General features: G+C 71.4%; 16 protein-coding genes and 2 pseudogenes. 13 read left to right on the plus strand and 5 right to left on the minus strand.

What is annotated here, in order from left to right; all coding sequences use genetic code 11:
• Positions 1–20: 20 nt before the first annotated feature.
• Positions 21–1,133 (minus strand): globin domain-containing protein, encoded by a 1,113-nt coding sequence (locus ACQPXD_RS53555; RefSeq protein ID WP_432832484.1) that lies wholly within the window; start codon positions 1,131–1,133, stop codon positions 21–23.
• 264 nt (positions 1,134–1,397) lie between these two features.
• Between ACQPXD_RS53555 and ACQPXD_RS53560 the strand changes: the two genes are divergently transcribed.
• Both ACQPXD_RS53560 and ACQPXD_RS53565 read left to right on the plus strand, forming a co-directional pair.
• A complete protein-coding gene (locus tag ACQPXD_RS53560; protein WP_432832486.1) occupies positions 1,398–1,844 on the plus strand; it encodes a pyridoxamine 5'-phosphate oxidase family protein in 447 nt (148 codons plus the stop codon).
• 252 nt (positions 1,845–2,096) lie between these two features.
• A complete protein-coding gene (locus ACQPXD_RS53565; protein WP_432832488.1) occupies positions 2,097–2,684 on the plus strand; it encodes a peptide deformylase in 588 nt (195 codons plus the stop codon).
• A 103-nt stretch (positions 2,685–2,787) separates the two neighbouring features.
• Here ACQPXD_RS53565 and ACQPXD_RS53570 read toward each other — a convergent pair.
• Positions 2,788–3,741: pseudogene (locus ACQPXD_RS53570) on the minus strand (helix-turn-helix domain-containing protein); the annotation flags it as partial.
• Positions 3,742–4,059: 318 nt separating this feature from the next.
• On the opposite strand from ACQPXD_RS53570, the gene ACQPXD_RS53575 reads away from it, so the two are divergent.
• From ACQPXD_RS53575 to ACQPXD_RS53595, 5 genes are all read left to right on the plus strand, one after another.
• Positions 4,060–4,893, plus strand: a complete 834-nt coding sequence (locus ACQPXD_RS53575) for an IucA/IucC family C-terminal-domain containing protein (protein WP_432832490.1) — start codon at positions 4,060–4,062, stop codon at positions 4,891–4,893.
• 145 nt (positions 4,894–5,038) lie between these two features.
• Positions 5,039–5,962 (plus strand): anti-sigma factor RsbA family regulatory protein, encoded by a 924-nt coding sequence (locus tag ACQPXD_RS53580; protein ID WP_432844298.1) that lies wholly within the window; start codon positions 5,039–5,041, stop codon positions 5,960–5,962.
• Between the two features lie 57 nt (positions 5,963–6,019).
• Positions 6,020–6,544, plus strand: coding sequence for an NUDIX domain-containing protein (locus ACQPXD_RS53585; protein WP_432832492.1), 525 nt, complete (start codon positions 6,020–6,022; stop codon positions 6,542–6,544).
• Between the two features lie 98 nt (positions 6,545–6,642).
• Entirely contained in the window at positions 6,643–6,813 is a 171-nt protein-coding gene (locus ACQPXD_RS53590; RefSeq protein ID WP_432832494.1) for a hypothetical protein, read from the plus strand.
• Positions 6,814–6,850: 37 nt separating this feature from the next.
• A complete protein-coding gene (locus ACQPXD_RS53595; protein WP_432832496.1) occupies positions 6,851–7,018 on the plus strand; it encodes a hypothetical protein in 168 nt (55 codons plus the stop codon).
• 902 nt (positions 7,019–7,920) lie between these two features.
• On the opposite strand, the gene ACQPXD_RS53600 is transcribed toward ACQPXD_RS53595, so the two are convergent.
• On the minus strand, positions 7,921–10,287 hold the full coding sequence (locus tag ACQPXD_RS53600) for a carboxypeptidase regulatory-like domain-containing protein (RefSeq protein ID WP_432832498.1): 2,367 nt from the start codon (positions 10,285–10,287) through the stop codon (positions 7,921–7,923).
• Positions 10,288–10,546: 259 nt separating this feature from the next.
• Between ACQPXD_RS53600 and ACQPXD_RS53605 the strand changes: the two genes are divergently transcribed.
• The 5 genes and pseudogenes from ACQPXD_RS53605 (at position 10,547) to amcA (ending at position 15,404) form a co-directional block, all read left to right on the plus strand.
• Positions 10,547–10,900 carry a sterol carrier family protein gene (locus ACQPXD_RS53605; protein WP_432832500.1) on the plus strand — a complete coding sequence of 118 codons (354 nt, stop codon included), beginning with the start codon at positions 10,547–10,549 and terminating at the stop codon, positions 10,898–10,900.
• A gap of 239 nt (positions 10,901–11,139) precedes the next feature.
• The gene (purF, locus tag ACQPXD_RS53610) at positions 11,140–12,705 is read left to right on the plus strand and encodes an amidophosphoribosyltransferase (protein ID WP_432832502.1); all 1,566 of its coding nucleotides are present in this window, start codon (positions 11,140–11,142) and stop codon (positions 12,703–12,705) included.
• A gap of 60 nt (positions 12,706–12,765) precedes the next feature.
• Positions 12,766–13,920: a phosphoribosylformylglycinamidine cyclo-ligase gene (gene purM / locus ACQPXD_RS53615; protein ID WP_432832504.1), complete on the plus strand. Its 1,155-nt coding sequence runs from the start codon at positions 12,766–12,768 to the stop codon at positions 13,918–13,920.
• A gap of 211 nt (positions 13,921–14,131) precedes the next feature.
• Positions 14,132–15,233 (plus strand): annotated as a pseudogene (gene amcB, locus ACQPXD_RS53620) (cyclophane-forming radical SAM peptide maturase AmcB); the annotation flags it as partial.
• A gap of 33 nt (positions 15,234–15,266) precedes the next feature.
• Positions 15,267–15,404: a multiple cyclophane-containing RiPP AmcA gene (amcA, locus tag ACQPXD_RS53625; RefSeq protein ID WP_432844300.1), complete on the plus strand. Its 138-nt coding sequence runs from the start codon at positions 15,267–15,269 to the stop codon at positions 15,402–15,404.
• Between the two features lie 440 nt (positions 15,405–15,844).
• On the opposite strand, the gene ACQPXD_RS53630 is transcribed toward amcA, so the two are convergent.
• Both ACQPXD_RS53630 and ACQPXD_RS53635 read right to left on the minus strand, forming a co-directional pair.
• Complete coding sequence (locus ACQPXD_RS53630; RefSeq protein ID WP_432832506.1) at positions 15,845–16,072, minus strand: DUF3073 domain-containing protein; 228 nt, start codon at positions 16,070–16,072, stop codon at positions 15,845–15,847.
• A 235-nt stretch (positions 16,073–16,307) separates the two neighbouring features.
• Positions 16,308–17,366 (minus strand): Glu/Leu/Phe/Val dehydrogenase dimerization domain-containing protein, encoded by a 1,059-nt coding sequence (locus ACQPXD_RS53635; protein ID WP_432832508.1) that lies wholly within the window; start codon positions 17,364–17,366, stop codon positions 16,308–16,310.
• A 145-nt stretch (positions 17,367–17,511) separates the two neighbouring features.
• On the opposite strand from ACQPXD_RS53635, the gene ACQPXD_RS53640 reads away from it, so the two are divergent.
• Positions 17,512–18,351, plus strand: a complete 840-nt coding sequence (locus tag ACQPXD_RS53640) for a hypothetical protein (protein WP_432832510.1) — start codon at positions 17,512–17,514, stop codon at positions 18,349–18,351.
• Positions 18,352–18,870: the final 519 nt, after the last annotated feature.

Below are 18,870 nucleotides of genomic sequence, written 5' to 3' on the forward strand. Positions count from 1 at the left end.
GCCAGCGTACTTGGGGAAGCTCAGGAGTCGCCGAAGGCGTCGTACTTGATCCGGATCGACGGCACCTGCATCTCGGCCAGGGTGCGCAGGGTGGCGCGGACCATGGTCGGCGAGCCGGAGACGAAGAAGTCGTGGTCGCGCCACGGCCCGAAGCTGGCCACGACGTCGGAGATGTTGCCGTGCTCGCCGGGGAACTCGGGGTCCTCGCTGGTCGCGGCCACCACCGACAGCCACGGGTAGCGGGCCGCGAGCCGGTTGAGGCAGGCCAGGTCGTAGAGGTCGTCGCGGTCCTTCGCGCCGAAGAAGACGTGGACCCAGCGGGTGCGGTTGGCGCGGGTCATCTCCTCGATGAGCGCCTTGATCGGGGCGAGGCCGGTGCCGCCGGCGACGCAGACGATGTCGCGGGTCGAGCGGCGGTCCAGCGTCATCTGGCCCATCGGCGCACCCAGCCGGATCATGTCGCCCGGCCCGACCCGGCGGACCAGCGCCGAGGAGACCCAGCCGGCGCCGACGGCGCGCACGTGGAAGTCGAGGGAGCCGTCCTTGCGCGGCGCGTTGGCGACGGAGTAGACGCGCCACAGCCGCGGCTGGTACTTGGTCTCGATGCTGACGTACTGCCCGGCGCGGTACTCCAGCGGCTGCATCGGGCGGCAGGTGATCACGGCGATGTCCCGGCTGCGCCGCTCGTGGTAGAGCACCTCGGCGTGCCAGTAGGGCGGATTGGTGGAGTCGGCGTCGGCGCCCTCGATCATCTTGGCGGCGATGACCGCGTAGGCGTCGCGCCACGCCTGGTCGAACTCGAGCGTCCACTGCTCGCCGGCGAACGTGCGCAGTGCCTCCATCAGCGCGCCGCCGACGACGTCGTAGTGCTCGGGCTGTACGTGGAACTTGCGGTGGTCCCGGCCGAGCGACTGAAGGTAGTCGGTGAACCGCTCCGGGTCGTCGACCGTCTGCACGGCCGTCACTATGGCGCCCAGCAGCCGGGAGCGCTGGATGTCCATCTGGACCGGGAACAGGTCCCGCAGCTGCGGGTTGTCGAGGAACATGCGCGCGTAGAAGTAGCTGGCGAGCTTGTCCTGCTGTTCCTCGACGAGTGTCCAACTCTCCTTCAGTAATCGCGACAGATTGCTCATCGGTGCCCTTCGCGGTCAACGTCGGTGCCGTCTGCGAATCAGCGTCACTACCTGCGAAGACCACGCATCGCACGGATTGTGCGACGACGCGTGCGCAGGGTCGACATTCCCCGCGACGCGCCGGTCCCCGGGGCTGGACTTCCTCCCGCCCGGCTCCGCCGAACGGCGGGCGTCGCACCCGCTGTCCGGCTACACCCCGGCAGCGGGGTGCGACGGTACGTGCCGAGGCGTTCCCGGCAACCTCGGAGGTGCACCGTGCCCGCAGTGTCCGATCGTGAGGTCCTCGCCGCGCTGGACGAGCGCATGCAGAGCTTCGTCCGCCGGCAGGAGATGATGTTCGTCGCCACCGGGGAACCGGACGACGGGCACGACTGCACGTTCGTCACCGGCGGGCCGGGCTTCGTGCGGGTGCTCAGCGTCAACCGGCTCGCCTGGCCGGAGTTCGACGACGACGCGAGCCTGTCGCAGGCGATCGCCGGCATCCGCCACGATCCGCGGATCAGCCTGCTGTTCGTCGACTTCGCCCGCGGCGCGATCGGCCTGCACATCAGCGGCCAGGCCAAGGTGCTCGGCGACGACGCGATGCGCCGCGCGTACCACCGGCTCAACCTCGACCCGTCGCTGGACCTCGTCGCGGACCGCCGGCCGTCCCGCTGGATCACCGTTTACGTACAGGAGGCGTACCTCTCGGCCGCCGGCGAACTGGATTGACAGTGCGTAACTAAACGCCGTATCAGGCCAAAAGAATCGAACAATTCATTCACGTTCAACGAGACCTAGAGGGGTTCACACCCGGCTCACAACCGCTCACACTGAGTGGATGGTTGTGAGCCGGGCCGACGCATTTCCAGTCGCGCCCCCGTACGATTCTTCGCGCCGCGGTCCTGCCAGACCGCGGCTTTTTGCACGCCCGGCTCGTGCCCTTTCACGTGGCGATTCGGCAACCCGCCCAGAGGAGCAGCGATGACGAGCGATGTGGTCAACGACCGAACGACCGTGCCGGGCGCGACCGGCAGCCGCCGGGCGAGCGAGGTGATGGCCGCCCTCGGGATCGTGCAGCTGGGCGACCCGATCCTCACCACCGCCACCCGCCCGTTCGCGCTGCCGGACGAGCGCGACGAGCTCCGGCGCATCCTCGACCGGCTCACCGCGATCGCCGACGCGGTGCAGCGCGTGCACGACTTCAGCACCGGCGCCATGGGCCTGGCCGCACCCCAGATCGGCGAGCCGCGCTCGGTGGCCATCTTCCGGGCCGCGGGCGCGCCGCAGCTCGCGCTGATCAACCCGCGGGTCGTCGAGGTCGGTCCGGCCGGCCGGCCGGAGTGGGAGGAGCGGACCGAGGGCTGCCTGAGCTTCTTCGACTTCCGCTGCGTGCTGCGCCGGCCGCGGAGCGCGGTGATCAGCTACCGGACGCCGGCCGGGGAGCCGGCGATCGTCCGGTTCGACCACGGCCGGCTGGCCGGCGACGTGCTGCACGAGGTGGACCACCTCGGCGGCGTGCTCTGCGCCGACCACCTGGAGCCCGGCGCCCCCGCGGTCTCGCTCGCCTGACGCGCTTGTTCGACGACCAGGACCGGCCCGACGCATTGCGCCGGGCCGGACGCTAGGCCGACAGCGGGTGCTCGTCGGCCCAGTCGTCGGTGTCCTCCACCGCACCCTCCGGCCGGCTGCCGCGGAAGCGCCACTCCAGCCGGTAGTAGTCGTGCAGCGTGGCCGCCTCGGTGTGCCAGGAGAAGACCGCACGCCCGTCCTCCGACAGCTCCTGCGTGATCGGGGTGCGCAGCGGCACCTCCTCGGCCGACAGCGACGTCTGCACGCCCCAGACCACCGGCCGCATCCGGGCCGGGAACTCGACCTCGACGGTGAGGTGGCGGGTGGGCAGGCGGATGGCCCGCTCGAACCAGTTGCCCCACTTGTCGATGCCGATGTGCCAGGAGTACGCGATGGTCGTGCGCTGCCCCGGGTAGAGCGGGAACCGGCCCTGCGCGTTCTCGAAGAGCAGCCAGAGCTCCTTGAGCGTGTCGCGGTCGGTCTTCGCTCGCCACTCCATCGGCTCACCGGCGCACGAGGCCACCAGCGACAGCTCGTCGAGCGACAGCGGGTGGTCGTGGTGGTGACGGTTGGAGCGGGCGGGGTCGTCCGGGTAGCGGTCGACCGAGATCCGCACGAGATACCGCGTGATCGGCTCGGTGCCGGCGTTGTAGAGCGCGCGACGAACCGTGCAGCGGTACTTGCCGTCGACATACGACAGCCGGGCGGTCTCCCGCTCGACCACGAGGCCCGTTCCGGGTGGCAGCCACTGGTCGGGCACCGGCGGGTCGCGCCCGGGCACACCGACCCGGCTGCGCGCGGTGGCCCGCAGCTCGTCGTACTCCTTGTACCGCTGCCAGACGGCCCCGTTGCTCTGCAGGATCGCCTCGGCGCGGCGCGCGAAGTCCTCGGTCGGCCGGTGCCGGCCGGCCTCGACGTGGCTGACATAGGAGGCGTCGAAGCCCATCGCGGCGGCGAGCTGCTTCTTGGACATGCCGCGCTCGACGCGCCAGCGCGCGAACTCTGCGACGAACGCCTCTGACGCCCGCTGCACGGGAGAAGAGTCGCTCGTGGTCATTTTCCGGTCCAGCCCTACAGGGAGACGGCCCCTGTCCGGTTAGTGTCCACGAGTCCGAGTGTCGACCACGTCAGCCCGACAGATTCCTGACAAAAACGTTGACAACCACGTGTCATCGGTGTTGATCAACGGACTTCCGTCACGACCTGCCGCCGATACGGTGACAGAACGTTACGATCAGTACCCTGGCGATCTCCACCGGCAGTATGCTGGTTAGGCTTACCTAAACGCGATACGGTGGGCGCTTGGCAAGCACATCTGGGGGTACGCAACGGTGGTGAGCATCAGCCGCAGGCACACGGGGAGCATCGCGCCGCGATGCCGCCGTGCCGTGCCCGACGCCCGCCCCGGCGACTCAACGTGACCGCGCTCATCAGCCGCGCGGCCGTCGAGCCGCTCGCGCCGGTCCTCGCGACGCTCACCGCCTTGCAGGCCCGGCACGGCGAAGATTCACTCCAGGGACTGGCGCCCGGCCTGGTCAGACCGGCCGGCCCGGCCGCCGAGGGCTGGGTCCCCGCCGCCGAGCTGGACGTCGACGACCTGCTGGGCGCCGCGGCCCGCCGCTGGAGCGCCCAGCCGCACGCCGCGGCGGCGCTGGCCTGGAAGTGCTACTCGTACTGGGTGGCGCTGCCGGCGGTGCTGGGCTTCGCCGCGGCCCGGCGGGTGCCGCTGATGACGCCGGATCACGTGCTGGTCCGCTACACCGACCACCGCCCCTTCCTGACCCTGGCCCTGCGCAGCCCGGTGACGGCGGTGCTGGCCACCGACCCGATCGTCGCCACCGACGCCCCCGGCCTGCTCATCGTCTCCGACGAGGCGGAGCTGCTGGACGTGCTGCGCCGCTCGGTGGCCGACGCCCACCTGGCACCGCTGCTCGAGGAGCTGCACAAGCGGGTCCGCATCGGCCGGCGCACGCTGTGGGGCTCGGTCGCCTCGGGCGTGGCCTACGGCCTGTCCCGCGCCGCCGACTCCCTGCCCGGGCCCATCCTGGACACCGCGCACCGGCTGCTCACCGCCCTGGACGCGGACGACCTGGTGGAGCTCGCCAACCGCCCCGGCGGCGGCCTGGACATCCAGCGCAAGACCTGCTGCCTGGCCTTCACCCTGCCCACGCCAAAGGTCTGCACCAGCTGCTGCATCCGCTCGCACTGAGCCCCGCACGCAGGGACAACGCTCACAAGCTGCGGCTGCCGGGCTCAGCACGTAGGTTGATTCCCATCAGCCATCCGATCTCCACCGAGCCCGCCCGGCGCAGCCGACCACATCGGCGCCGGCGCCAGCGAGGTGTGAACCCGTGATGCTGGTTCACCAGGCCCTCCTGTTCGACACGGCGGCGGCGTTCCTCGCCGCCGCGGTGCCCTTCGTGACCGAGGGCGTCCGCCGCGGCGACGCCGTGCTGGCCGTCACCTCCGGCGAGCACGCCGAGCTGCTGCGCGAGCACCTCGACGGGGCCGACGAGCGGGCCATCACGTTCCTGCCGGCGGCGGGCTGGTTCGACTCGCCCGGCCGCACGCTCAACGCGCACCACCGGCGCATCGACGCGCTGCCCGGCCCGAGCGGCATCCTGCGGGTGCTGGGCGAGCCGGTCTGGTCGGGCCTGGACGCGCTGGAGACGGCCGAGTGGGGCCGCTACGAGTCCGTGCTGAACGTCGCCCTCGCCGGGTCCAGGGCGTGGCTCATGTGCGGGTACGACTGCGACGCCCTGCCCCCGGCCGTCATCGACGACGCCCGCCACACCCACCCGGCGCTCGCCGTCGGCACGGGCAGCGCGGCCAGCCCCGGCTATGCCGACCCGGCCACCTACTACGCCGAGCACGACGGCCCGCTGCAGCCCCGCCCGGTCCACGGCGTCGTGTGGCTGCCCGAGTTTCACGACATGGCGCCGGTACGCCAGTTCGTCGCCGACCACGCGGTCCGCCTCGGGATGCCCCCCGACCGCCTCGACGACTTCACGCTCGCGGTCAACGAGGTCGCCACCAACTCGGTGCGCCACGGCGCCGGAAACGGCGAGGTGCGCCTGTGGTCCACCGAGCGCCGGGTGACCTGCGAAATCGTCGACCGGGGCCGGGCCGCGGCCAATTTTCTCGGATTCCTGCGCGCCGACCCGAACGGCGAACGGGGCCACGGCCTGTGGATCGCGCGACAGATATGCGATCTGCTGGAAATGCGATCCGGCGCGTCCGGGACCACGGTTCGGCTGCACGTGCGGCGGGCCGTTTAAAAGCTCATTTTCCGGTACGTTTCTGTGGCGCCTTTCGACCGGGGATAATCGCCTGCGATGAGTGACTTCAGCGCGGACTTCGAACTCGACGGCGAACCGGAGCGGGAGTTCCACCCCGGCATCGCGAAACGAATGGCACACAAGACGGTGGCCAGCGGCGCCCTGATCCGCGACCCGGCGGGCCGGGTGCTGTTCGTGGTGCCGAACTATAAGCCGTACCTCGACATCCCCGGCGGCATCGTCGAGCCGGGCGAGCCCCCGTCGGCCGCCTGCGCCCGGGAGGTCGCCGAGGAGGTCGGCCTCGAGCTGCGCATCGGCCCGCTGCTGCTGGTCGACTGGACGCCGGGCCGCGGCCCGTGGAGCGACCAGGTGCAGTTCGTCTTCGACGGCGGCGTGCTCGCCCCCGGCGCGGCGATCCGCCCGGCCGGCGACGAGCTCACCGGGTACCGCTGGGCGACGCTCGAGGAGGCCCGCCCCGACCTGCGCGCGTCGCTGTACCGCCGGCTCACCCTGGCATCGAAGGCCGTCCTCCTGGGCTATCCTCTGCACGCGGAATTCGGCCATTTACTCAGCCAGTCTTGATCCGATACTCACCTTCGATCGGGGGAAACCGGTCGGGCCCCGCACCGGAACCGTTCGTGGTCTAACGATTGCGTCGCGATCCCCGCACACTCGGTAGCGTGAGTATTCAACGAGGCGACATCGGCCACGTGCCGAGACACCGCGCCGCAGGCCCGGCCACCCGGATGCTGCGCAAGGTGCGCTGGCTGCGGATAACCCACCCGCGGCAGTCGACCCCGGTGACCACGGACCTGGACGCCGCCTGTCGCGCCGCACCCATCACGAAATGACAGCGACCATGGGGAAAATGACCACGGGAATGTGCATATGATCCGCCGTCACACAAAGGTCCTGCACCGACCGGACGAGGACGGTTACCGGCCGCGCCACGCCCGGGACTCCCACAACACCCTGAACGACGCGGACCACCGCGACGAGCCCGGCGCCGACTCCCCGCCCGCCCCGGACTCACCCTCCACCGATCCCAACTCCTGACGAGGGGCGGCCCCGGCCGCCCCTCTCCCGCCCCACCCCGCGCAGCGCCCCCGCGCCCCACCCCGCGCAGCGCCCCCACGCCCCCACCCGCGCAGCGCCCCCGCGCCCCCACCCGCGCAGCGCTCCCACGCCTCCCACCTCCCGCAGCGCCATCCACGCCTCGCACTCTCGCAGCGCCCATCCGCGCCTCCGACCTCCCGCGCAGCGCCCACCCGCGCAGCACCATCCGCGCCTCCCACCCGCGCAGCGCCACGGTTCGCGCGAAGCGCGACGGTTCGCGCGAAGCGCGACGGTTCGCGCGAAGCGCGACGGTTCGCGCGAAGCGCGGATCCGCGCCTCCACCTTCCACGCAGCACCCACCCACGCCTCCACCTCCCGCACAGCGCCCACTCACGCCGATCTCGCAATCGCGGCGTCATCGCAATCGCTAGATGCCGGATTTGTCGGGCATAACGGGCGCAGAATCAAGGCCGGTGAGCCACGCAGCGGGCAGAAACTCTCCGCGATCAGGAAGGGGTCATTCTGAAATCGCGACTTTTTCATGATCGTGGAGACATACCGCACCTATGAGTACGCTTTCACTCCGCGATCATGAAAAACCCATGGTGCGCGAGGCGAGCCATGCATGATCGCGGAGACTTGATGTCGCGCTCCGAAAGCGACAGCCGCCGCGCCGGCCCCGGCAGCGGGCCGACCGGCCAAACGCCGCACTCCGCCCGCCACGATGTGGGCGGAGGGTCAGTAGTCGAGCCAGTCCAGAGACCAACCGCCACCGCCGCGCCCACTAGCCGGAGCCGACCGGCACACCGCGGGCCGTGGTCAGTGGTCGAGCCGCCCCGGAGAGCGGCGGCCACCGCCGCGCCCGGCGGGGCCGGAGCCGGCCGGTATGCCGCGGCGGAGGGTCAGTCGTCGAGCCAGTCCAGGGAGCGGCGGCCGCCGCCGCGCTGGCCCTGGGAGCGGGCGTCGTCGTAGTCCCCGCCGCCGCTGCCGGAGGATGGGCCGTAGCCGCCGCGCTGCTCGTAGTCGCCGCCGCCGGCGGCGTTGTAGCCGTTGCCGGCGCGTGGGGGCTCCGGGACGCGCTCGTAGCCGTCGCGCTCGTAGCCGGCGGCCGGCTCGTAGCCGCCGCGGGGTTCGTAGCCGCCGCGGCCCGTGTACGGGCCGTCGTAGTCGCCGCCGGCGCCGCCGGCCCCGGCGCCGCCGCCGTTGTAGCCGCCGCCCGAGGACGGGCCGTAGCCGCTGCCCGCGCTGGGGCCCGGGCCGTAGTCGCCGTCGCCGTAGCCGCCGCCGGCCGACGGGCCTGCGCCGTTGCCGTAGCCGCCCGCCGAGGGGCCGGCGCCGTTGTAGCCGCCGGCCGACGGACCGCCCGAGGACGGGCCGTAGCCGCCGCCTGAGGACGGGCCGCTCGACGACGGGCCGTAGCCGCCGCCGGCCGAAGGGCCGTCGTAACCGTTGGCGCCGTAACCGCCGCCCTGGGGGGCGTCGTAGCCGCCGCCACCGCCCGGGCCGTCGTAGCCGTTGCCGTTGCCGTAGCCGCCGGCCGAGGGGCCGGCGCCGTTGTAGCCGCCGGCCGCGGGGCCGCCCGAGGACGGGCCGTAGCCGCCGCCCGCGGAGGGGCCGTCGTAACCGTTGGCGCCGTAACCGCCGCCCGGGCCGCCCGGGCCGCCGGAGTTGTAGCCGCCGACCGTCGAGGGCGGGCCCTCGTAGCCGCCGCCGGCGCCGCCGTAGCCGCCGCCCTGGTGGGCGCCGCCGTTGCCGTAGCCGCCGCCGGTGGACGGGCCGTCGTAGCCGTTGGCGCCGTAGCCGCCGCCCTGGCCACCGGGGCCGCCCTGGCCGCCGGGGCCACCCGGTCCGCCGGAGCCGTAGCCGCCGCCGGACGACGGGCCGTAGCCGCCCGCGCCGCCGCCGCCATAGTTGTTGCCGCCGGTGCCGGGCTCGTAGCGCTGGGTCGCGTCGGGGTAGCCGTTGCCGCCACCGGCGCCGTTGCCGTAGTCCGGGGCATACGGGTCGACGGGCGGCCGCGAGGCCGGGCCGTAACCCGCCGCGCCGCCCGCACCGCCGTAGCCGCCGCTGGCGAAGCCGGCCGTCTCGTTGTACCCGCCGCCGCCGGCCGGGTAGCCCGCGCGGGTCGGGGGTGCGCCATACGGGTCCGGCGGCACGTCGTCGAACGCGCGGCCGGGCCGCACGATCGCGGTCGCGTCGTTGGCGCCGGCGCGGTTGACCATCGTCGGGGCCGGGCCCATCGCGCCGACCATGGTCGGGTCGGGCTGCGGCCGGAAGCCGGGCGCGGGGCCGCCGCGCCGCGGCGCCGGGGCGTCCTCGTCCTCTTCGTCGTCGTCATCGCCGCGCCGGCGCAGCAGCAGCACGATCGCGACGATGCCGAAGGCGACCAGGAGCACACCGAGCGCGATGAGGATCCAGGAGACGCCGCCGCCACCGCCCTCGTTGGACGCGTTCTGCGTGGCCTTGTCCTGCGGCTGCACGCCGCCCGCCGACTGGCCACCGTCGGTGGTCAGGTCGTTCGCCGATGGAGGCGGCGGCGGGGTGGCGGTGTCGGCGAGCACGACCAGGCCGACGGTGATCCCGGTCGACGCCTTGCCGACCGTGAGGTTGATGTCCTTGGAGTTGTTGTCGTATCCGGTGGCGCCGGCCGTGATCGTGGCCGTGCCGCCCGCGATGGGGTTGGTGTCCGAGCCGGGGAAGGTGAACCGGCCGTCGCTGTCCGTCTGCGTCTGCCGGCTCTTGCCCGCGGAGTCCTCGAGCACGACGGTCGCGCCCTTGATCGCCTTGCCGGTGCTGGAGTCCGTGATCTTGCCGGAGACCGATGGCACCGTGGAAGGCGCGGCCGACGTCGTCGGCGCGGCGGCCTGCGCCTTGAGGGTGACGTTGAAGTTCTTGGTGTCGGAGCCGCCGTTGGTGACGATCACCTGGCCGCCGCCGGACTTGCTCTGCCCCGCCGGGATCGAGCTCTGCGCCGGCGGCTGGACGCCGACCGGGAGGTTCTTCGTCGCGCCGGCCGCGAGGCTCTGGATCGTGCAGCTGAGGTGCGTGCCGCTGCCCTCGCAGCCCTGGGGCTTGCTGGAGATCGACACCTGCAGGTCGCCCGGCAGATCGATGGTGAGCGTGACCGGGTCGCCGGTCGGCTCCACGTCGCCGCCGGTGTTCTTCACGGCGACGTTGACGGTTTGGGCTCCACCACCTACGGTCAGCGTCACGTCGTTGGCACTGACCGTGATATTCGGGGGAGGCGCCGCGGCTGCACGTGTTGCCATGCCAAGCATTGCGCTCGCCGCCAGAACAGCCACCGCCCCTGCTCTGAGCAGCAGGGCTCGTCGGTGCGCAGTCACGTCCACACCCCTCCGGATCTTGACCTTCACCCGAGCGTCGCTGCCGAGCATGCCTTCATCGGTCCAACATGCGAGCGAAACTCGCCTTGCATGGTGCGCCGCAGCAAACTATGCCCTGTCCGGAGGGCTCGGCGAAACCCGCACCGTGTTGCCAGTGTGGCGGAGGCGGTCGTATCGTCCGGGTATGTCCCCTGCGCACCAATATTCGGACACGGTACAAAAAGTCCTCGATGTCCTGGATACCGGTGCCGATCCGGACCGCGTCGCGCTGCGCGACGCCGTCCGGGAACTGCTCGCCGACCTGCGGACAAAGGCACCCGGACGTTCGGTGGAGGTGCGCGTTCCCCCCTACGGTGCGATTCAGTGCATCGAGGGGCCGAGACATACGAGAGGTACGCCACCCAACGTCGTGGAGACCGATCCAGCGACGTGGATCGAGATCGCCACCGGCCGGCGGACGTGGCAGGAGGCGGTTACCGCCGGGAAGATCCGGGCGAGCGGGGTTCGAGCGGATTTATCGCCCTATCTACCCTTGTAACTGCGCAAATCGTCGGGCAGACTGCCTACGAACAGCATGCAAAATGTGGCTCTGCGTATTGCCCGAAACCTCGCGTACACTGTTTTGGCGACGGCGACCCAGCCTGCGTGGCGTCGACCTGCGGCCGGCCGAGAACAACTCTGCGGCCCGCGTCAACCTCAACGCAATCTTTCAGCCACGTCACACAAAGCCACCCGGACATGAGCATCCCGGAAAACTTGCGACGACAGGAGCGGCACGTGCCCCGAGGCGATGGCCGGTTGAGCCACGAGCTCGATCCCCAGCGTCCAGGTCCCCAGGACAAGTGCGGTTTGTTCGGCGTCTGGGCGCCGGGCGAAGAGGTCGCGAAGATGACCTACTACGGGCTGTATGCACTGCAGCACCGTGGGCAGGAGGCGGCCGGGATCGCGGTGTCCGACGGATCCGGTGTAGTGGTCTACAAGGATCTCGGCCTGGTGTCCCAGGTCTTCGACGAGCCGACCCTGGCGAGCCTGCGCGGCCACATCGCGATCGGCCACACGCGCTACTCGACCACCGGCGGATCGACCTGGGAGAACGCCCAGCCGACGCTGCGCTCCACCCGGGCCGGCGGCGACCGGGCCGGCACCACGATCGCGCTGGCGCACAACGGCAACCTGGTCAACACCGCCGAGCTCGCCCGGCGGGTGGCCGAACTGCCCGACGTCGAGCCCGACGCGATCAACTCGACGAACGACACCGCCCTGGTGACCGCCCTGCTCGCCGCGCGCCCCGACCTGTCGGTCGAGGCGGCCGCGCTGGAGGTGCTGCCGACCCTGCGCGGCGCGTTCAGCTTCGTCTTCATGGACGAGGACACGCTGTATGCGGCCCGTGACGTCAACGGCGTCCGGCCGCTGGTGCTCGGCCGCCTCGAGCGCGGCTGGGTCGTGGCGAGCGAGACCGCGGCGCTGGACATCGTCGGCGCGAGCGTGGTGCGGGAGATCGAGCCCGGCGAGCTCATCGCGATCGACGAGCACGGGCTGCGCTCCGCCCGCTTCGGCGCCCCGGATCCGAAGGGGTGCCTGTTCGAGTACGTCTACCTGGCCCGTCCCGACACCACGATCTCCGGGCGCAACGTGCACGCGGCCCGCGTCGCGATCGGGCGCACCCTGGCCCGCGAGCACCCGGTCGAGGCCGACCTGGTGATCCCGGTGCCCGAGTCCGGCACCCCGGCCGCGATCGGCTACGCGACCGAGTCCGGCGTCCCGTTCGGCCACGGCCTCATCAAGAACGCCTACGTCGGGCGGACCTTCATCCAGCCGTCCCAGACCATTCGCCAGCTGGGCATCCGGCTCAAGCTCAACCCGCTGCGCGACAATGTGCGGGGCAAGCGGCTCATCGTCGTGGACGACTCCATCGTGCGGGGCAACACCCAGCGCGCGATCGTGCGCATGCTGCGCGAGGCCGGCGCGATCGAGGTGCACGTGCGGATCTCCTCGCCGCCCGTGAAGTGGCCGTGCTTCTACGGCATCGACTTCGCCACCCGCGCCGAACTGCTGGCCAACGGGCTTGACCTGGAAGGCATCCGGCGCTCGATCGGCGCCGACTCGCTGGGCTACGTGTCGCTGGCCGGCCTGGTCGCGGCCACCGAGCAACCGGCGACGCGGTTGTGTAGCGCGTGCTTCGACGGGCACTACCCGATCGAGCTGCCGGCCGACAACGTGATCGGCAAGCACGTCCTGGAAGGTGTCGCGCGCGCCGCGGGGGCCGCGCCCACCACGGCCGAAGGCGGCGTGATCAGCGTCGCCGCCGGCTTGGGCGGCTCGGACGCACTGCTGCGCCCGTAGCCCACCCCACCCGAGACATACAGCGGTGTCCGCCGCCGCGAGGCAACCAAAGGGGAGAAAGTGACGCACGTGGATGAGCGCGCCGACAGGACCGGCGAGACCGGTCAGGGCAGCACCCCCGAGCGGCAGCTGTGGACGGCCGGCAACGGCCGGGGCCGTCGCAAGACCGTGACCTACGCGGACGCGGGTGTTTCGATCCACGCCGGCGAGCAGGCCGTCGAGCTGCTGCGGACCAAGGTGCACCGGACCCACCGGCCCGAGGTCATGGGCGACATCGGCGGGTTCGCCGGGCTGTTCCGGCTCGACCTGAAGAAGTACAAGAGTCCGATCCTCGCCTCCTCGACCGACGGCGTCGGCACCAAGCTCGCCATCGCGCAGGCCCTGGGCATCCACGACACGGTCGGCATCGACCTGGTCGCGATGGTCGTCGACGACCTGGTCGCCTGCGGCGCCGAGCCGCTGTTCCTGCTCGACTACATCGCCTGCGGCGAGGTCGTGCCGGACCGGGTCGCCGAGATCGGCGCCGGCATCGCCGACGGCTGCCGCTACGCCGGCTGCGCGCTGCTGGGCGGTGAGACCGCCGAGCACCCGGGCGTGATGCGCCCGGATGAGTACGACATCTCCGGCACCGGCGTGGGCGTCGTGGAGGAGGACGCGATCCTCGGCCGCGACCGGGTCGAGGTCGGCGACGCGGTCATCGCGCTGCGCTCGACCGGGCTGCACTCCAACGGCTACTCGCTGGTCCGCCACGTGCTGCTGGGCGCCGGCCGGATGCGGCTGGACAGCGTGATCGAGGAGTTCGGCCGGCAGCGCACGCTGGGCGAGGAGCTGCTCACCCCGACCCGGATCTACGCCAAGGACTGCCTGGACCTGCTCAAGGAGAGCGACATCCACGCGTATGCCCACGTCACGGGCGGCGGCATCCCCGGCAACCTGGTGCGCGTGCTGCCCGAGCACGTCGACGCGGTCGTGGACCGCTCGACCTGGCGGCCGCAACCGATCTTCGAGCTGGTGCGCACCAAGGGGCGCATCGAGGACTCGGAGATGGAGAGCACGTTCAACATGGGCATCGGCATGCTGACCGTGGTCGCCGCCGAGGACACCGACCGCACGCTGGCCTTCCTGGCCGGCCGTGGCCTGGACGCGTGGCAGGTGGGCGAGGTCATCGAGGGCACCGGCACGGTGCAGATGGTTGGCTCGCACACCCGCGGGTAACCGGCCGGGCCGGGCAGCGGACGCGAGCGGGGGCGGATCGCCGGGCAACCGGCGCCGCCCCTTTGTGCGTCTATCGAAGGAGCAGTTGTCCGAATGCGCGAGTTCACGCGTATTTGATCAACAGGGGCTTACCGCAGGGCAGAGAGGGACCTAGGCTGAAGCGACACGTCCCTACACCTAAAAGGAGGACGGGGCGGTGTCGTGGAGCGGCATGCAGGGCATTTCGCCGATCCCGGGCTATGTGGTTTTGCAGCCCACGACGTTGTGCAATCTGGACTGCACGTATTGCTACCTGCCCTTTCGTTCGCGCAACGACCGGATGAGCCCGGCCGTGGCCGCGGGGGTGGCCGCCTCCGTCAACCCCTGGGCGGCGGCGGACCGGCGCTTCTCGGTGGTCTGGCACGGCGGTGAGCCGCTCGCGGCCGGGCGATCCGCCCTGGCCGAGCTCATGGCCCCGTTCGAGGGCGTCGAGCACCACGTCCAGACCAACGCCACCCTGATCGACGACGCCTGGTGCGAGTTCTTCGCCGAGCGGCAGGTCCGGGTGAGCGTGAGCGTCGACGGGCCCGAGGCCCTCAACGCCGAGCGGGTGAACCGGGCGGGCGTCCCGGCGTACCGGACGATCATCCACGGCATCGAAGCGCTCCGGCGCCACCGGGTGCCGTTCTCGGCGCTGTGTGTGGTCGCCCGGCCCGGCCCCGGGCTGGCGGCGCGGCTCTACGAGTATTTTCTGGACCTCGGCTGCGACGTCCTCGGCATCAACATCGAGGAGCACGAGGGCGTCAACGCGCGGACCAACGAGTTCGCCGCCGACGCCGTCCGGGCATTCTGGGCGGAGCTGGTGGCGGCGTGGCGGCGCGACCCGCGCATTCACGTGCGCGAGATCGAGTGGACGCTTCGGTATGCCGGGGCGGTCCTCGACGGCCGGGCCGACGGCATCCTTCCCCGCGCGCTCGACCCGATCCCGACCATCGCCGCCGACGGGCGGGTGTTCCTGCTCTCGCCGGAGCTGGCCGGGTTCACCGACGCGCACTACGGCGACTTCTCCTCCGGCAACGTCCTGCACACCCCGCTCTCGACGATCCTGGCCGGCGCGGCCACGTCGGCGCGGTGGGTGCCGGAGTACCTGCGGGGCGTCGAGGCGTGCCGCATCAGCTGCCCGTACTTCGGGTTCTGCGGCGGCGCGCACGCGGCCAACCGCTACTTCGAGCACGGCAGGTTCGACGGCACCGAGACGAACCATTGCCGGAACAGCAAGATTCGCCTTCTGGAGGGAGTGCTGGACCATGCCGGAGCATGCTGACCCGGTGACCGAGCGCGTCAACGGGGCCGCGGACGGTCTTCGCGTGTTGCTCGACGAGGCTGCCGCGGCCCGGGCCGCCCGCGCGGAGGCGAGCGGCGCCGACGGCACGAGCGCCGTCTGCGCCTGGAACCACTTCGAGAACATCCCGACGTTCTACAACTGGAACAACCGTCCCCGTTGACGGGCGTTCACAGGTCGTAGCGGTGGCCCCGCCCTGCGGGCGCACAGAAGCGCCGTGGGGCGGTCGCCGCCGGGGCCCAGGATCGCCCGAAGCCTCGCAACGCCACCGCCCAGCCGGCAGCGCACGACGCCTTGAGGCTGCCGGCCACCGGTCGCTCTGCCGCGTCCCTGCCACCGCGCCGCGGAAACGCAGGCGACGGCGACGTGGCCGGGCGCAGTGTCTCCGCACGGAGCGCTACCGCCCTGTGCCTGCCGCCAGTCCAGCGGCGACCCTGCCGCGGGTGTGCGACATCCACAAAGCGGTGTGGGAAGCCCCGAGGCGGTGGCTACGCCGAGTCGCCCGCATGGCGCGCCGTCGAGAGAACGGCCGCCGTGCGGGCGCTGTTGACACGACTCGGGCACGTGGTTGTCCACGTGCCCGTGAGCCGGGTTGACCGATGGTCAACGACCCCGTGAGCGCCAATCACTGTCGCTAGAGGGGTCGTAATCGTCGTCCTCGTCGTCAGCCTCGTCATCGACTGCGTCCGAATACTCGGCGTAGTCGTCGCGTGACTTAGGGCTGCCCGCCGCGAGCTCGCGTTGCAACGCTTCGAGGTCGGTGTTGGGGGAGTGATATTTCAACTCCCTGGCCACCCTAGTCTGCTTGGCCTTCGCACGGCCGCGCCCCATGGCTCGACCCCCTCGCACAGAATTACGGGGCAGCCATTACCGGCAGGCCCCGACAACGTCAGGCATCTCTCGTGGCTCTTACGGTACATGTCGCGGGCACCTTTCGGCATCTCGCCCCTACCGACCATTTCGGTGGCGTTGCTTACCCGACCGGCCCGGTCGGGATCGGCCCAGGTAAGCACCACCGTCGTCGGCGGGTCGTCACGCCCGCACAGAGCCCCCGCGCATGGATTTCCTACACCAAGATGGTACGGAGCCGACCGACTTCGGCCATCCGCCGTTCGGCGAGCCGATCCGCGGCCAGCGCCGGAGGCGCCCCTTCGGCGTCCGCGACCTGCAGGATCTGCCGGGTGGTGTCGTAGATCCGCCCCGCCCGTTCCTTCGCCCGGGCGAAGTTGAAGCCCTCGATCTCGTCGGCGACCTGGATGACGCCGCCGGAGTTGACCACGTAGTCGGGCGCGTAGAGCACGTCGCGATCGGCGAGCAGCTTCTCCACCCCCGGGTGAGCCAGCTGGTTGTTGGCCGCCCCGGCGACGATCTTGGCGCGCAGCTTCGGCACCGTCTCGTCGTTCAGCGCGCCGCCCAGCGCGCAGGGCGCGTAGACGTCGATCTCCTGCTCGATCAGCTCCTCGTTGCTGTCGACCAGGTCGAGCTGCGGGTAGGTGGCGCTCGCCCAGTCCAGCGCGCGCCCGGAGACGTCGGTGGCGACCACGGACGCGCCGTCATCCAGCAGGTGGCGGGTCAGGTGCTTGCCGACCTTGCCCAGCCCGGAGACGCCGACCCGGCGCCCGGCCAGCGACGGGGTGCCCCAGCGGTGCTCGGCGGCGGCCCGCATGCCCTGGAAGACGCCGTACGCGGTGAGCACCGACGAGTCGCCGGCGCCGCCGTGCGACTCGGAGCGGCCGGTGACGTACCGGGTCTCCTTCGCCACGACGTCCATGTCCTGCACGTAGGTGCCCACATCGCAGGCGGTGTAGTAGCGGCCGCCGAGGGACTGCACGAACCGGCCGTAGGCCCGCAGCAGCGGCTCGCTCTTGTCCTTGTCCGGGTCGCCCCAGATCACCGCTTTGCCGCCGCCCAGGTCGAGGCCGGCGAGCGCGTTCTTGTAGGCCATGCCGCGCGACAGCTCGAGCACGTCGTGCAGCGCCTCCTCCTCGGAGGCGTAGGGGTAGAACCTGGTCCCGCCGAGCGAGGGGCCCAGCGCCGTGGAGTAGACGGCGATGATGGCCCGCAGGCCCGATTGCCGGTCGTGACAGAACACGACCTGTTCGTGGTTGTGGGTGAACACGCTCATGGACGCTCCCGGGGGCGGATGGCGGCCCGGCCTTGTGAGACGGCGCCGCCTGCGAACTGCGGTGATCCGACACTAACCCCGACACGTAGAGCGCGGGTTGCGGGCGCCTTCGCGCCCTTCGGCCGTTTCGTGCGACGATCGGGCCGTGCCGTCGCTCTTCGCGTCATACCTGCGGGTGTACGAGCCGCTGGCCGCCTTCGACCGCGACTACCAGCTGTACTGGCGTCGCTACGTCAAAGAGGGCCGGGCGGTGGCGCTCTCCGACGGCCCCGGCCGCCAGCGGACCGCGGTGCTCGAGGCGCTCGGGGCCGGCTGGACCCGGCTGCCGGCGCTGCCCGACGAGGCCTACGTGCTGGAGGCGGACGACACGCTGCTCGTCTGCCCGTGGAACCTGCGCATCCGGGTCGCCGAGGCGGCCCTGACGGCCCGGGACGGCGTTCCCAGCGTCATTGCCGATGCGTTTGTACCCCCGGCGCTGGCCGGGCTGGCACAGACCATCGTGGACGACTGGCGCAGCGGCGACCGGGTCCTGGAGCGGGGGCTGCCCCGCGTGCACGAGCAGGTGGCCACCTGGGGGGTGCCGCTGCGCTGGTTCGTCTTCGTCGACCTGGAGGAGCGCGAGCTGTCGCTGCGCCCCGGGCGGCGGGTCCTGCGGTACCGCACCGAGATCTCCAAGGCGCGCCGGCGCGCGCACCGGGCCTATGCGGTGCTGCGCCGGGCCATAGGGGATGCGCCGATCACGGTGGCCGTGGAGGAGACGGCCCGGTGGCTGGAGGAGTTCCACTCGCGCTCGATCGTGGAGCTCGACTACGGCGGCCTGGTCAACCTCATGTCCGACGACGCGCTGGCCACCGACGACTCCCCCGGGCTCGTCTCGGCGGGCCTGTCCAACGTCGCGCGCGGGGACGCGGACGCGGCCACCGAGGTGTACGAGCGCCTCGTCGACCGGTGGCGCGCGGTGCAGCTGCTGGAGCGCTGCAACTAGCCCTTGGCACCGCTCTCGCGGACCGATCGCGGAAAATCGGTCCGCCGTTCGGCCGGAGTTTCGCTGCCGTTCGGCTTTTCGCGGCTTGTCGCGGCCGCAGGCCGCGTGCCCTTGGCACCGCGAATCCGGCAGGGAGGCGCGCCAGCGCCGACCGGTGTCTGACGGGAGCAACGGTCGTGCGTTGCACGGACCGGAGCCAGCGGTCGATGATGGTAAATGTCCGGTTCGTCACCCACCCGGCCGGGTGTCACCCTCCGCAACCGAATCGCACCCGTCCGGTGTCCGTTATGCCGTAATGAGTGAGGTTTGTGGGCTACCCGTCACCCCGGAGGGTGACCTATATTCGTGGTTGGTCACTCACCCTCCGTTGCAAACGGTCACCCTTTATCCCATTTTGGCCCATCAAAATGGGAAAATTCACTTATTCATCATCCGTCCATACAGGGACCTTCAGCCGTTCGGCCCATGTCGGACATCGGGGACTAGCCGGACCATAGGAAACGCGTCGGCCGGCGGGAC

This window comes from Dactylosporangium sp. CA-092794, assembly GCF_050948465.1.
GTDB lineage: Bacteria > Actinomycetota > Actinomycetes > Mycobacteriales > Micromonosporaceae > Dactylosporangium.